The organism is Microbacterium sp. JB110 (assembly GCF_003335195.1).
In the GTDB taxonomy this organism is placed as follows: Bacteria; Actinomycetota; Actinomycetes; order Actinomycetales; family Microbacteriaceae; genus Microbacterium.
The window spans coordinates 86,596-99,918 of record NZ_QPGM01000007.1; the positions used below are offsets into that span (position 1 = coordinate 86,596).

The window sequence follows — 13,323 nt, forward strand, 5'->3', positions numbered from 1 at the left end:
GGAGCGCGAACTCCGGTGGGATGATGGAGCCATGACAGTGACGCTGCTCGGCGCGACCGAGATCCGCTCCCTCGCCGCCAGGCTCGACGTCACGCCGACGAAGAAGCTCGGCCAGAACTTCGTCGTCGACGCGAACACGGTGCGCAGGATCGTGCAGGTGGCGAAGGTCGCCGGCACTGATCGCGTGGTCGAGGTGGGGCCAGGGCTCGGGTCGCTGACGCTCGCGATCCTCGAGACCGGTGCCGCAGTGACGGCAGTGGAGATCGATTCGCGGCTGGCCGCGGAGCTGGCGACGACGGCAGCCGCGCACGGCGTGCCTGACGGCGCCCTCACGGTCGTCGCCGCCGATGCGATGCGCGTGAGCGAGCTGCCGGGAGACCCGCGCGTGCTCGTCGCGAACCTGCCGTACAACGTCTCGGTTCCCGTGCTGCTGCACCTGATGGAGACGTTCGAGAGCCTCGAGCGCGGCGTGGTGATGGTGCAGTCCGAGGTGGGGGAGCGGCTCGCAGCGGCTCCAGGCAACAAGGTCTACGGATCTCCGAGTGCCAAAGCGGCCTGGTACGGTTCATGGCGGACGGCCGGCAGCGTATCGCGGCAGGTGTTCTGGCCGGTGCCGAACGTGGACAGCGTGCTGGTGGCGTTCGAACGCAGCACGACCACACGCGGCACGGAGGACGAGCGGCGCCGAACCTTCCAGGTGATCGACGCCGCCTTCCAGCAGCGCCGCAAGATGCTCAGACAGGCACTGTCGAGCGTCTGGGGCGGGTCCGCCGCGGCCAGCGAGATCCTGCAGCGCGCGGGAGTCGCACCGACCGCCAGAGGCGAGGCGCTCACGATCGACGACTTCCACCGCATCGCGCTCGCCGCGGGCTGAGGGGCGATGACTTCCTCCGCCTCGCAGGCGACGGTGATCCGTCGCGCCGCCGGATCAGTAGAGTGAAGCCATGACTGACAAGGCTCGTTTCGAGACCGTCGCCGACATCGGCGACCTGCACCGCCCCTTCACTCCGGACGCCGACCGGTACGTGAGGAACGACTATCGCCAGGTGGGCGAGACCGGCTTGTACCTGCCGCCGCTGTCGTTCGGGCTGTGGTGGAACTTCGGCGACAACTTTCCGATCGACAACCAGCGCAGCCTCATCCGGCACGCCTTCGATCGGGGCATCACGCACTTCGACCTGGCCAACAACTACGGCCCCCCGTACGGCTCGGCGGAGACGAACTTCGGCCGCATCTACCGGGAGGACCTGAAGCCGTACCGCGATGAGCTGATCATCTCGTCGAAGGCCGGATGGGACATGTGGCCGGGCCCGTACGGCACGTTCGGTTCGCGCAAGTACATCATCGCCAGTGCCGAGCAGTCGCTCGAGCGGATGGGGCTCGACTACGTCGACATCTTCTACTCGCATCGCGCCGACCCGGTCACCCCGCTCGAGGAGACGATCGGCGCGCTCGACACCCTCGTGAAGCAGGGCAAGGCGCTGTACGTCGGCATCTCCTCTTACTCGGCCTCCCGCACGCTCGAGGCCAAGGCCATCGCTCGCTCGCTCGGCACACCGCTCGTGATCCACCAGCCGGCGTACTCGATCCTGAACCGCTGGGTCGAGGACGGCCTGACCGGAGCGCTGAAGCAGGAGGGCATGGGCGCGATCGCGTTCACACCGCTCGCGCAGGGCCTGCTGACGTCGAAGTACCTCGGCGACGGAGCCGCAGAGCGCAGCCGCGGTTCGATGCCGTCAGGAGCGATCTCCGAGCCGCTGCTGCAGAACCTGCGCCAGCTCGACGAGATCGCGTCCCAGCGCGGCCAGTCGCTCGCGCAGATGGCGATCGCATGGATCCTGCGCGATCCGGTGGTCGCATCCGCCCTGATCGGCGCCTCCCGCGTCGAGCAGCTCGACGAGAACCTGGGCGCGCTGGACGGCCCGGCGTTCACCGCAGAGGAGCTGGAGGCGATCGACGCCGTCGGTGCCCAGCTCGAGTACGACTCGTGGGCCGAGTCGGCGTCGACCCAGTAGCGATCAGCGTATGACCCTCGCCGACCCGTTTCCCTCCGTGCGCGTCCGCGCACCGGGGAAGATCAACGTCTTCCTCGAGGTGGGGCGTCTGCAGCCGGACGGCTACCACGACCTGGCGACCGCGTTCCAAGCCGTGTCGCTGTACGAGGACGTGGTGGCCACGCATGATGACGACTTCACGATCGCGCAGGTGACGGGGTCCGTCCCGGTGCTCGGTGTGCCGAGGGACGAGTGCAACCTCGCCCTCCGGGCGGCCAGGCTGCTGGCCGAGGAGACGGGCTATCACGGCGGCGTCAGGATCGACCTCTATAAGGAGGTGCCCGTCTCCGGCGGAATGGGCGGGGGCTCCGCCGACGCCGCGGCGACCCTGCTGGCGTGCGACGCGCTGTGGGGCACCGGTCTGTCCAGCGGCGATCTGCAGAAGCTCGCAGCGCGCCTGGGCGCCGACGTGCCGTTCGCGCTGCTCGGAGGCACCGCGGTCGGCACGGGCAGGGGCGATCGGCTCAACCCCGCACTGGCGAGGGGGCGCGTCGACTGGGTGCTCGTGACGAATCCGGTCGGCGTCTCGACCCCCGAGGCGTACGGCATGCTCGACCGGCACCGCGAGGAGCACGGCGCGCAGATAGGGCAGGGAGCAGAGAGCCCCGCTGTCGACACCGACGTGCTGCACGCGCTCCGTCAGGGCGACCCGCAGATGCTCGCAGCGTGTCTGCGCAACGATCTGCAGGCGGCCACGCTGCGGCTCCGTCCCGACCTGACCGAGACCATGGAGCTCGGAGAGAGTTCGGGGGCCCTGGCCGGCATCGTCTCGGGCTCCGGCCCGACGATCGCCTTCCTGGCCTCTGGCGCCGAAGCGGCGGCCGAGCTGCAGCAGACCCTCGACGCGGCAGGGCACGACACCCTGCTCGTGCACGGGCCCGTGCCAGGGGCGCGCATCGTCGGCTGACCGGCACGCGGCGCTCCGCGCGAGTGCGTGACGGATGTCGGTGGGTGTGGGTAGTGTCGAACCGACGCCCGCAACCGATGCGTTTGGAGGGGCGATGAGAGCACTGTGGCGCGACCTGGTGGTCGCAGAAGCATCCGATGAGGAGATCATCGAAGTCGATGGGGCGTGGTACTTCCCGCCGCACAGCGTGAACCGAGAGCTGCTGGTGCCGTCCGAGAGGGGTACACCTGCAGCTGGCGGGGCGATGCGAGCTACTTCTCGATCGAGGCGGAGGGCGAGCGCGAGACGGATGCGGCATGGTGCTATCCGCACATGGACGATGCGGCCATCGCGCGCATCGGGGTCGACGCTCGCGAGTACGTCGCCTTCTCGCCTGCCGTCTCCGTGATCGCGTCGTGATCGAGTTCCGCTCCGTCCGCAAGGAGTATCCCGACGGCACCGTCGCTGTGGCAGATGTGAGCCTCACCGTGCCGTCGCACAGGACGGTCGTGCTGGTCGGCTCGTCGGGCTCAGGCAAGACGACGCTGCTGCGCATGGTGAACCGGATGGTCGAGCCGACCTCCGGCCAGGTGCTGATCGACGACGAAGACGTGCACGAGCGCGATGCTGTGCGGCTGCGTCGATCGATCGGCTACGTGATGCAGAGCTCCGGTCTGCTGCCGCACGTGCGAGTGATCGACAACATCGCCACCGTGCCCGTGCTGAACGGCGTCCCGAAGGCGCAGGCGCGCGCACGCGCGCGCGAACTGATGGAGACCGTCGGCCTCGACGACGAGCTGGCAGCGCGCTACCCCGCACAGCTCTCCGGCGGCCAGCAGCAGCGCGTCGGGGTGGCCAGGGCGCTCGCGTCTGATCCGAACATCCTGCTGATGGACGAACCGTTCGGCGCCGTCGACCCCGTTGTGCGCGGCGAGCTGCAGCGCGAGCTTCTGCGCCTGCAGACGGAGCTGGGGAAGACGATCGTGTTCGTCACCCACGACATCGACGAGGCGTTCGCCCTCGGCGACGAGATCGTGATTCTGGCGCGCGAGGGCCGCATCGTGCAGCAGGGAACGAGGGACGAGATCCTGGAGAGCCCCGCAGACGACTTCGTGCGCGAGTTCGTCGGGCTGGTCGGCGGCAGGCGCGAGATGACGCTGCGCACGACGTCGCAGGGCACGGCAGTCGTGGACGGCTCGGGGCGGGTGCAGGGGATGCTGCGAGGCGACGCGTGAGCTGGACGCTCGCGAATCTCGACCTGATCGGTTCGCTGGTGCTCGAACACCTGCGCCAGAGCGTGCCGCCGATCCTGTACGGGCTCGTGATCGCGATTCCGCTCGGCTGGGTGGCGCACCGCTTCAGGGCCGTGCGCGGCTTCGTGCTGACCGTGACGGGGCTGCTGTACACACTGCCGTCACTCGCGCTGCTGCCGCTGCTGCCCGTGCTGTTCGACATCAGCGCCCTCAGTGAGGTCAACCTCGTGCTGGCGCTGTCGATCTACGCCGTCGCGCTGCTGGTGCGCTCAGCAGCCGACGGCTTCGACTCCGTCGATGCGGATGTGCGCCGAGCGGCCGTCGCGACCGGGTACGGGCCGGTCGGACGCTTCTTCCGAGTCGAGCTCCCCCTCGCCGGACCCGTCATCCTCGCCGGCCTGCGGGTGGCGGCGGTGAGCACGATCTCGCTGGCCACCGTCGGAATCCTGATCGGTGTGACGAACCTCGGCTACCTGTTCACGAACGGATTCCAGCGGCGGCTCGTCGAGGAGATCTTCGCCGGAGTCGTCGCGGTGGCACTGGTCGCGCTTGTCATCGACGCGCTGCTCGCGCTCGCCGGCAGGGCGCTGATGCCGTGGGCGACGTCGGATCGCGCGCGGAGGCGGGGGAGGAGCGCGGCATGAACCTCCTCGTCGATGCGTTCGCGTGGCTGTTCTCGCCGGAGAGGCTGGCCGGCTCGAATCCGCTCCTCGTCGCCGTGGGGATGCACCTGGTCTACACCGTGATCGCCGTGGCCATCGCCGCGGTGATCGCGGTGCCGATCGGATGGGCGATCGGGCACACGGGCCGGGGCCGAGAGATCGCCGTCGCCGTCTCCGGGGCGGCCAGGGCGCTGCCGTCGTTCGGGCTCATCCTGCTGCTCGTGCTGCTGATGGGAGTGCTCAACTCGACGCCGGCCGCGCTCGTCGCGTTCGTGCTGCTGGCGATCCCGTCGATCCTCGCCGGAGCGTATGCGGGGTTCGAGACGATCGACCGCGCAACGGTGGGGGCGGGTCGAGCCCTCGGCATGACCGAGTGGCAGATCCTGTGGCGCATCGAGGTTCCGCTCGGGCTGACGCTGCTCGTGGGAGGCCTTCGCTCGGCCGTGCTGCAGGTCGTGGCGACGGTGACCCTCGCGGCGTACGTCAATCTCGGCGGGCTCGGGTACGACATTCTGCAGGGCATTCAGCTGCGGCAGTTCGATCAGGTGCTCGGCGGGGCGCTCGCGGTCGCGGTGCTGGCGCTCGCGCTCGACGGCGTCTTCGCTCTGCTGCAGCGGGCGGCGCGTCCGCGCGGCGTCGCAGCGGTGCCCGGTGTCGCCGGTGCGGCATAGGCTTGCAGAGCACGATCCGCTACGGAAGGTGGAACCCCATGAAAGCCATGACCAAGACTGCAGCACTGGTGGGCGCGGGCGTGCTCGCCCTCTCACTCGCCTCCTGCGGGTCGGGCGACCCTCTGGCAGAGGAGACGGAGGGCGGCGACGCCGATTCGGGCTCTGGCGAGAGCATCGTCGTCGGTTCGCAGGCCTACGCGTCGAACGAGATCATCGCCGAGGTCTACGCCCAGGCGCTCGAGAACGCCGGGTTCGAGGTCGAGAGGAAGTTCAGCATCGGCCAGCGCGACGTCTACATGCCGTCGCTCGAAAACGGCGAGATCCACCTCTTCCCCGAGTACACAGGCAATCTGCTGCAGTTCTTGGACGACACCACCGAGGCGCGCACGCCGGACGATGTGTACGCAGAGCTCGGTGAGGCGCTGCCAGATGGGCTGGAAGCGCTGGCGTACGCACCGGCGACCGACCAGGACTCCTACAGCGTCACTCAGCAGTTCGCCGACGACAACCAGCTCACCACGATCGCCGACCTCGCGAACATCGACGGCACCGTCACGCTCGGCGGCCCGCCAGAACTCGAGGAGCGCCCGTACGGTCCGAGCGGCGCGGAGTCGATGTACGGCGTCGATCTCGCGTTCGAGGCGACGGGCGAAACCACGGTGGAGGCGCTGTTGGCCGGCACGATCCAGGTCGGAAACGTCTTCACAGCCGACCCGCGCATCGAGTCCGAGGGCCTCGTGCCGCTGGAGGACCCGGACGGCCTGTTCCTCTCGCAGAACGTCGTTCCGATCGCGTCGGCCGACATCGCCGCCGACATCGCCGAGGCGATCGACCCGGTCAGCGCTGCGCTCACCAGCGAGGAGCTCGTGGCGATGAACGTCGCCAACACCACCGACGCCCAGCAGCCAGACGAGATCGCCGCCGCCTGGCTGAGCGAGCAGGGGCTGGACTGACGAGCGCGACGGGGCCGAACGACGCTGCGTGATCAGTGCCGGTCGGCCCCGGCTCTCAGCGCACGCGAGCGAGGAACTCCGCGGTCTCTCGGCGCTGCGGGGCGTCGAAGATCTGCTCCGGCGTGCCCTGCTCGATGATCACGCCGCCGCGCATGAACACGATGCGGTCGGCGACCTCGCGGGCGAACGACATCTCGTGTGTGGCCATCAGGATCGTCGATCCGCGCTCCTCGCGCAGCTCCCGCACCAGATCGAGCACTTCGCCGACCAGTTGGGGGTCGAGCGCACTGGTGATCTCGTCGAGCAGCAGCAGTTCCGGGTCGGTCAGGATCGCCCGCACGATCGCGACGCGCTGCTGCTGGCCGCCGGAGAGGCGGTCGGGGTAGTCGCGCGCCTTCTCGCCCAGCCCCAGTGAGGCCAGCAGCTCCAGGCCGCGACGGTTCGCCTCTGCAGGGTCGACGCCGTGCACCTTGCGCGCGGCGAGGGTGACGTTGTCGATCACGCGCATGTGCGGGAACAGGTTGAAGTGCTGGAACACCACGCCGATCCGGCTGCGCACCGCGTCGGCGTTCGCGTGCGGATCGGTGATGTCGTCACCCGAGAGGAAGATCTGGCCGTCGTCGACCTGCTCGATCAGGTTGATCGTGCGCAGCAGCGTCGACTTTCCCGATCCGGAAGCCCCGATCAGCACGACCGCCTCATGGGCGTCGACGACGAGGTCGACGCCCATCAGCACATCATGGTCGCCGAAGCGCTTGCGCACACCGCGCACGTCGAGAACGCTCATACCATTCCTCCCATCTGCTCGCGCTTGTTCATACGGGCGGTGACCCAGTCGGTCAGCCGGATCATCGGCCAACTGATCGCCACGAACAGCAGTCCGGCCACGAGGTACGGCGTGAAGTTGTAGGTCTGCGCGACATCGATCTGGGCGGCGCGCACCGCGTCGACGGCGCCGAGCACCGAGATCAGCCCGACGTCCTTCTGCATCGACACGAAGTCATTCATCAGAGGAGGAACGACCTTGCGCACGCCCTGCGGGACGACGACCATGCGCAGCGTCTGCGCGTGCGACAGCCCGAGCGAGCGCGCCGCGATGCGCTGTGAGGGATGCACCGCCTCCATGCCGGCGCGCAGCACCTCGCCGACGTACGCGGAATAGCACAGCGTGATCGCGACGGTTCCGAGCACCGCGGCGTCGATGCGCGGAAAGATGCCGAGCGTCGGGATGCCGAGACCCACCAGGTAGAGAACGATCAGCACGGGAACGCCGCGGAAGAAGTCGACGTAGATCGTCGCAAGCGCGCGCAGCGGGAAGAACACCGGCCCGCGCAGCGAACGCATCACGGCGAGCAGCGTGCCCAGCACGGCCACGGCGATGGCCGCGAAGAACAGCACCCGGATGTTCAGCCAGAGCCCCTGCAGAACGGCGGGGAAGGCGCGCACGGCGGCTTCGGGAGAGAAGAACGTCTCGCGGGCGGTGTCCCAGCCTGGGGTGTTGACGATCGCGATGCCGAGCACGACCGCGACGACAACGGTGCTGGCCAGGGCGATCAGCACGCTGCGCACCGTGGCGCGCCTGCGCACGGCACGACGGCCGAGTTCGAGCTCGCTGGGTCGCCGATCGGCGTCTGGGACGGGGCTGCTCATCCGGATCAGTCGAGAACGGGCACGTCGACTGCGTCAGCGAGCCACTCCTGCTCGAGCTCGGCGAGGGTGCCGTCCTCGCGCAGCGCGTCGACGGCGTCCGTGACGGGGCCGGTGAGCTCGGAGTCCTTCGGCAGGACGAAGGCCAGCTCGTCGCCGCCGGACGTATCGGCGAACTGACCGATGATCACGCCGCCGTCGATCTCGGCGCCGGTGAGGTAGAACGCGCTGGGCAGGTCGATCACGAAGGCATCGATCTGGCCGCTGGAGAGCGCGAGCACGGCGTCCTCGTTCGAGTTGAACGTGGCCACCTCCTGCTCGAGCTCGGCGTCGGCGAGGGCATAGCTGGTCGAGCCGACGGATGCGCCGACCTTGTATTCGTCCAGCTCGGCGACGCTGCCGACGTCGGCGGCGGGGGAGTCGGCCGTGGCGATGACCGCCTGCGACGTCGTGTAGTACGTCGACGAGAAGTCGACGGCGTTCTTGCGCTCGTCGGTGACGGAGAACTGCTGCAGATTGAGGTCCCAGTCCTTCGGTCCTGGCGTCACCGACGTCTCGAAGCTCGCCCTGACCCACTCGACCTCGTCGTCGGCGAAGCCGAGTTCCTCGGCGACGGCGTAGGCGACGGCTGCCTCGAAGCCCTCACCGCTTGCGGGGTCGTCGTCCTCCACCCATGGCGTGTACGCGGGCTCGCCGGTGGCGACAGTGAGAGTGCCTGGCGTGAGAGTCGTGATCGCGTCGTCGCCCGACTGCTCTGCGGTGTCGTCACCGCCGGATGCGCAGCCCGCGAGGGCGATGGCCGCGGCTGAAGCGACGGCGACGGCGCCGACGCGGCGCGAGAGGGACGAAGAGTTCACGGGTGCTCCTTGTGCTGTGCGGGGCGCGCGAACGCGCGATGTCCAGGGTAGATCAGATGGGGTGGGCGTTTCATGCCGAGCGACATCGGGAGACATCGCCGGCACGGTCGAGAGTCGTCTCCTACCGCTCAGGAGTGATCGTCACGAGCTCTTCCCCGACGCTCGCCCCCGTCTGAGCCGTGTATTCGCCGCTGGCGGCGCGGAGCCGGCCGGCGATGACGGTGGCGGCCGCGCGGCCGGTGCCGTGCTCGACGAGAGCCGCGAGGGTGTCCTCGACGGAGGCGACCGGGATGTCGAAGAAGGCCAGATCGGCCAGAGCACCGACGGCGAGATACCCGGTGCGCTTCGGTCCGACGTCGATGCCCATGGCATGAGCGCCGCCCAGGGTCGCGGCGCGCAGCAGCTGCTCTGGCAGATCGCGGCTAGTGTACCCCTGGGACCTGGCGATCGTGTGCAGAGCGGCGACGTCCGCCATCAGGTCGAGCGAAGGGCTCGACGAGAGCGAATCGGTGCCCACCGCGATCGGGCTGCCCTCGAACAGGTATGCGGCCACAGGAGGCTCATCGAGCCCGATCACAGCGTTCGAACGCGGGCACAGGGCGACGCTCGTGCCACGGGCGCGCAGAATCGCGCGGTCGCGCGCCGTCATGTAGACGCCGTGGGCGATGTGGCAGTCGGGCCCGAGCACGCCGAGGCGGTCGACGAACTCCGTCGCACCGGTTCCGAATCCGGCATCGCGCAGCTCGCGGAAGCTGCCGAGGCCCATGCCGTACCAGGGGTCGGTGTGCTCGTGCTCGAACTCGCGCTCGAACGCGGCCTCTCCCAGGTGCAGGTGGATCCTGCTGCCGCGTTCGCGCACGATGTCGGGGATCTCGAGCAGCGGCTCGACGTCGAGTGAGTACGGAGCGTGCGGTGAGAGCCCCGTGCCGGGAGGGGAGGGGAGCGCATCCAGCGCGTGCTCCACCTGCGCCCTGCCGGTGCGCGTCCACTCGGCGTTGGACCAGCTCATCACCTCCCAGTAGGTGATGCCGCCGAGACCGGCATCGTGCAGCACGCTCGCCGCCTCGGCGTCCGTGACGATGTCTGCGACAGCCGTCGTCCCTGCCGCGAGCATCATCCTGGCGCCTGAGGCGGCGTCGGCCGCCCAGTCGTGGCCGGACTCGTAGACCGGATCGAACGCGGAGGCCCAGTCTTCGAAGTTCGCGTACCTGCCGCGGCCGACTTCTGCCATTCCCGTGTACTGCAGGTGCGAGTGCGCATTCACCAGGCCAGGCATCAGCACGCCGTGCCAGTGCAGCTCGGTGGTGTCGCGGTCGGCGAGCAGGTGCCTGACCCACGTGCGCTCGCCGACGTGCAGGATGCGTCCGTCCCGCACGGCGATAGCGCCGTCGTGGATCGGAGGGGCGGTGATGGGGATCACCAGCGATGCCGAGTAGATCGTGATTCTGTCGTCCGTCATGACGGATCCTCCTCGGCGGCGTCTCGGAAGCGAGGAGAGCGCCATTCCGTCTCCGAGGCAGTGGCATCCGCCGTTGTGCGTCGGTCGATGACTGTGCCCCTGGCAGCCAGTGCGGCGCGCGCGACGGCGGCATCCGCCTCCTCGGGGAAGGGGTGCACGCCGATGCCGGGTCGTGTGCGCACAAGATGCTCCAGCCCCGCCAGCTGCACGGCGAACGACCAGTCCATGATCTCGATCGGATTGCCCTCGGCCGCGGTGATGTTGATGCAGCCGCCGCGGTCGAGCACGAGCGCTCCGGATGGGCGGAGCCGGTCGATGTGCGGCACTGTGGCGCCGTCGAGCGCAAGCGGCTCGAGATCGGCTCCGGTGAGATCGACCTCGCCTGGTACGCCGCCCGCGACGGCGACGACGGCCGCTCCCGCGAGCAGCTCGCGATCGATCGTCCCCGCCGCGCCGGTCGCCGAGACGACGAGCGCACCTCGACCGAGGTCGGCGGCGCGGCCCGTCTCGTAGCCGTCGTGCGCGGCGCGCAGGGCGCGCACGGGGTCGAGCTCGGCCACGCGCACCTCGGCGCCGAGCGCACGCAGGTGGCTGGCGACGCCCTGCCCGACGGGGCCGTAGCCGATGACGGCGGCCGGCTGGTCGCGCAGCGAGATCCCTGCTGCATCGAGCACATCGGCGATGGCGAAGACGCACGACTGCCCCGTGCCGTATCGGTTGTCGAAGCGGGTCTTCATCTGAGCGTCGTTGACCGCGATCACGGGTGCGCACAGTTCGCCGGCCCGTTCCATGGCGCGCAGCGGCGTCAGCCCGCTCGTGGTCTCCTCGTTCGCGCCGATCCACGAGGCGGCCTCGTCCGGTGCGGCCTCGTGGGCCAGCCGGATCAGGTGCGATCCGTCGTCGAGGAGCACATCGAAGCCGCGGCGCAGGAACGCGAGAGCAGCGCTGCGCTCGGCAGCTCCCGACAGCGCCGCGTCGGCATCGACGGGGATTCCTCGTGAGCGCAGCGCCATGGCGACATCCGGGTCCGTCTCATCCGGGTGGGCGTACACGGCGACGTCGGCGCCGGCGCCGCGCAGCATCAGAGCGAGCTGGGCGGTCTTCGGCTCCAGCACCATCGCCACGCCGACCCTCAGGCCTCTGGCGACGCCCGAGGCCGCGAGATCGTCGGCGATCCGGCGCGAGACGGGCATGTGGGTGCCGGCGAAGTCGATGCGTCCCGCCGCGTCACCGCGATCGGGGATGTCCGTTCCATCGACGAGGACGCGTGCACCACCCGTGCGCAGGCCGAACGCGACGCTGGGTGCGATCAGCGGCTGATCCCGATCGACGAGCCGCGCGCCGAGTGCGGTCAGCTGCCAGCGCAGCGCCTCGGCGACGGGGCCGTCGCCGCTCACCCGCGCGCTGCGTCCGGCGATGAGCAGGTTGGTGTCGCGGGCGAAGCCCCTGATGAGGCGCTCGGCGCTGGCCCACGAATCGGTCACCAGGCCATGGTGTCAAACGCGACCGGAATCTCGCTGGGTACGGCACCCAGGCCCCACCGCTAAGCTGATCGTCGTGTCCGGCCCTCGCCTGGCGCGAACTCGAGCTGTGCATCTACCGGCCGCGCTGCGGCAACGGCGGCACCCACCGTGGAGGCAGCCCATGACCGGTGCCGTGCGCACAGAGCCTGGCGTCGAGCCGGCCTCATCCCTGCTGCGGGCCGTCGGCCTGCCGTACTTCGTCGTCGCGTTCGTCGCGCGGCTGCCGTACGCGATGATGATCGTCGGCGTGCTGACGATCGTCTCGTCCGCACGCGAATCGATCTCGGCCGGCGGGTTCTCATCTGCGGCCGTCGGGCTGGGAACGGCCTGCTGCGGCGCGCTGCTCGGCGCGGCGGCTGACCGCTTCGGGCAGCGGCGGGTGCTGACGACCGCGGCGATCGCCCATGCGACGCTGATGGTCGCGTTCGCGCTGATCGTCTACAGCGACGCGCACATGGTCTGGGTGATCGCCGCGGCGGCAGGCATCGGCGCGACCGCTCCCCAGGTGGCGCCGATGTCGCGCGCGCGGCTCGTCGGAGTGATCGAGCGTCGGATCCGACCGGATCGCCGCTCGCGCACGGTGTCGTCGACGATGTCCTATGAATCGGCGGCGGATGAGACCGTCTTCGTGTTCGGCCCCTTCGTGGTGGGCATCCTGGCTGCCGGCCTCGCGCCCTGGGCGCCGCTGGTCGCCGCCGCCGCGCTCACCGTCGTGTTCGTGATCGCATTCGCGCTGCATCCGACGGGGCGCACAACCGGCGAAGGGCACGGAGCGGACGGTCGCCCCGCGTCTGCTGTGCGCGAGCTGTTCGCCATCCGGATCGTCGTGGTCGTGGTCGGCATGCTCGGTGTCGGCGCGTGCTTCGGCGCCAGCCTGACCGCGCTGACGGCGTTCATGACAGACCTCGGCTCCGGCGAGAGCGCTGGCGTGATGTACGGCATCATGGGCATCGGCTCCGCGGCCCTCGCCCTCGCAGTGTCGGTGATGCCTGCCTGGTTCGCGCCGCGGTGGCGGCTGGTCGTCTTCGCCGCCGTGATGGCTGCCGGCGGCATGCTGGTGTGGAACGCCGACGATCTCGCCGCGATGGCGGTGGCGTTCGGACTGGTCGGCCTCGGCGTCGGTCCGGTGCTCGTGACGATCTACAGCTTCGGCGCGGCCCACGCCCCCGCGGGGCGCTCGGCCACCGTGATGACCATGATCGGCTCCGGCCTCATCGTCGGCCAGTCGATCGGGGCGGCCGTCGCCGGAGAGGTCTCCGAGCGAGCGGGCACGTCGCCCGCACTCGGGCTCCCGCTGGCGGCATCGATGATCGTGCTCGCCGCGGCCGCCGTCAACGCCGCGCTGAACCGCCGCTGAG

General features: G+C 69.8%; 14 protein-coding genes. 9 read left to right on the forward strand and 5 right to left on the reverse strand.

Annotation, left to right across the window (positions count from 1 at the left end; all coding sequences use genetic code 11):
- Positions 1–31: 31 nt before the first annotated feature.
- The 8 genes from rsmA (at position 32) to CIK77_RS12900 (ending at position 6,479) form a co-directional block, all read left to right on the forward strand.
- Positions 32–874 carry a 16S rRNA (adenine(1518)-N(6)/adenine(1519)-N(6))-dimethyltransferase RsmA gene (gene rsmA, locus CIK77_RS12865; protein ID WP_087056491.1) on the forward strand — a complete coding sequence of 281 codons (843 nt, stop codon included), beginning with the start codon at positions 32–34 and terminating at the stop codon, positions 872–874.
- A 70-nt stretch (positions 875–944) separates the two neighbouring features.
- On the forward strand, positions 945–2,015 hold the full coding sequence (locus CIK77_RS12870; RefSeq protein WP_087056492.1) for an aldo/keto reductase: 1,071 nt from the start codon (positions 945–947) through the stop codon (positions 2,013–2,015).
- A gap of 10 nt (positions 2,016–2,025) precedes the next feature.
- A complete protein-coding gene (locus CIK77_RS12875; protein WP_087056493.1) occupies positions 2,026–2,961 on the forward strand; it encodes a 4-(cytidine 5'-diphospho)-2-C-methyl-D-erythritol kinase in 936 nt (311 codons plus the stop codon).
- Positions 2,962–3,126: 165 nt separating this feature from the next.
- Positions 3,127–3,360 (forward strand): DUF427 domain-containing protein, encoded by a 234-nt coding sequence (locus CIK77_RS12880; RefSeq protein ID WP_087056624.1) that lies wholly within the window; start codon positions 3,127–3,129, stop codon positions 3,358–3,360.
- Positions 3,357–4,175: an ABC transporter ATP-binding protein gene (locus tag CIK77_RS12885; RefSeq protein WP_249268734.1), complete on the forward strand. Its 819-nt coding sequence runs from the start codon at positions 3,357–3,359 to the stop codon at positions 4,173–4,175. Before CIK77_RS12880 ends, CIK77_RS12885 begins: the two co-directional genes overlap by 4 nt.
- Positions 4,172–4,837, forward strand: coding sequence for an ABC transporter permease (locus tag CIK77_RS12890; protein WP_087056495.1), 666 nt, complete (start codon positions 4,172–4,174; stop codon positions 4,835–4,837). The genes CIK77_RS12885 and CIK77_RS12890 overlap by 4 nt, the downstream gene beginning before the upstream one ends.
- Positions 4,834–5,526 (forward strand): ABC transporter permease, encoded by a 693-nt coding sequence (locus CIK77_RS12895; protein ID WP_087056625.1) that lies wholly within the window; start codon positions 4,834–4,836, stop codon positions 5,524–5,526. The genes CIK77_RS12890 and CIK77_RS12895 overlap by 4 nt, the downstream gene beginning before the upstream one ends.
- 47 nt (positions 5,527–5,573) lie before the next feature.
- Positions 5,574–6,479 (forward strand): ABC transporter substrate-binding protein, encoded by a 906-nt coding sequence (locus tag CIK77_RS12900; RefSeq protein ID WP_249268735.1) that lies wholly within the window; start codon positions 5,574–5,576, stop codon positions 6,477–6,479.
- A 55-nt stretch (positions 6,480–6,534) separates the two neighbouring features.
- Here CIK77_RS12900 and CIK77_RS12905 read toward each other — a convergent pair whose 3' ends face one another.
- The 5 genes from CIK77_RS12905 to CIK77_RS12925 all read right to left on the reverse strand — a co-directional run bounded on the left by CIK77_RS12905 (position 6,535) and on the right by CIK77_RS12925 (position 11,926).
- Complete coding sequence (locus CIK77_RS12905; protein ID WP_087056497.1) at positions 6,535–7,266, reverse strand: amino acid ABC transporter ATP-binding protein; 732 nt, start codon at positions 7,264–7,266, stop codon at positions 6,535–6,537.
- Positions 7,263–8,129: an amino acid ABC transporter permease gene (locus tag CIK77_RS12910; RefSeq protein WP_087056498.1), complete on the reverse strand. Its 867-nt coding sequence runs from the start codon at positions 8,127–8,129 to the stop codon at positions 7,263–7,265. The genes CIK77_RS12905 and CIK77_RS12910 overlap by 4 nt, the downstream gene beginning before the upstream one ends.
- A 5-nt stretch (positions 8,130–8,134) precedes the next feature.
- On the reverse strand, positions 8,135–8,983 hold the full coding sequence (locus CIK77_RS12915) for an ABC transporter substrate-binding protein (protein WP_249268736.1): 849 nt from the start codon (positions 8,981–8,983) through the stop codon (positions 8,135–8,137).
- Between the two features lie 121 nt (positions 8,984–9,104).
- Positions 9,105–10,442, reverse strand: a complete 1,338-nt coding sequence (locus CIK77_RS12920; RefSeq protein ID WP_087056500.1) for an amidohydrolase family protein — start codon at positions 10,440–10,442, stop codon at positions 9,105–9,107.
- Positions 10,439–11,926: an adenosylhomocysteinase gene (locus tag CIK77_RS12925; RefSeq protein ID WP_087056501.1), complete on the reverse strand. Its 1,488-nt coding sequence runs from the start codon at positions 11,924–11,926 to the stop codon at positions 10,439–10,441. Before CIK77_RS12925 ends, CIK77_RS12920 begins: the two co-directional genes overlap by 4 nt.
- A gap of 160 nt (positions 11,927–12,086) precedes the next feature.
- On the opposite strand from CIK77_RS12925, the gene CIK77_RS12930 reads away from it, so the two are divergent.
- A complete protein-coding gene (locus tag CIK77_RS12930; RefSeq protein WP_087056502.1) occupies positions 12,087–13,322 on the forward strand; it encodes an MFS transporter in 1,236 nt (411 codons plus the stop codon).
- Position 13,323: the final 1 nt, after the last annotated feature.

Bases quoted from the DNA above. Each gene is read 5' to 3' on its own strand.
- CIK77_RS12870 (WP_087056492.1), top strand. From the start codon at position 945: ATGACTGACAAGGCTCGTTTCGAGACCGTCGCCGACATCGGCGACCTG.
- CIK77_RS12875 (WP_087056493.1), top strand. From the start codon at position 2,026: ATGACCCTCGCCGACCCGTTTCCCTCCGTGCGCGTCCGCGCACCGGGG.
- CIK77_RS12930 (WP_087056502.1), top strand. From the start codon at position 12,087: ATGACCGGTGCCGTGCGCACAGAGCCTGGCGTCGAGCCGGCCTCATCC.
- CIK77_RS12905 (WP_087056497.1), bottom strand. From the start codon at position 7,266: ATGAGCGTTCTCGACGTGCGCGGTGTGCGCAAGCGCTTCGGCGACCAT.
- CIK77_RS12910 (WP_087056498.1), bottom strand. From the start codon at position 8,129: ATGAGCAGCCCCGTCCCAGACGCCGATCGGCGACCCAGCGAGCTCGAA.
- rsmA (WP_087056491.1), top strand. From the start codon at position 32: ATGACAGTGACGCTGCTCGGCGCGACCGAGATCCGCTCCCTCGCCGCC.
- CIK77_RS12920 (WP_087056500.1), bottom strand. From the start codon at position 10,442: ATGACGGACGACAGAATCACGATCTACTCGGCATCGCTGGTGATCCCC.
- CIK77_RS12895 (WP_087056625.1), top strand. From the start codon at position 4,834: ATGAACCTCCTCGTCGATGCGTTCGCGTGGCTGTTCTCGCCGGAGAGG.
- CIK77_RS12900 (WP_249268735.1), top strand. From the start codon at position 5,574: ATGACCAAGACTGCAGCACTGGTGGGCGCGGGCGTGCTCGCCCTCTCA.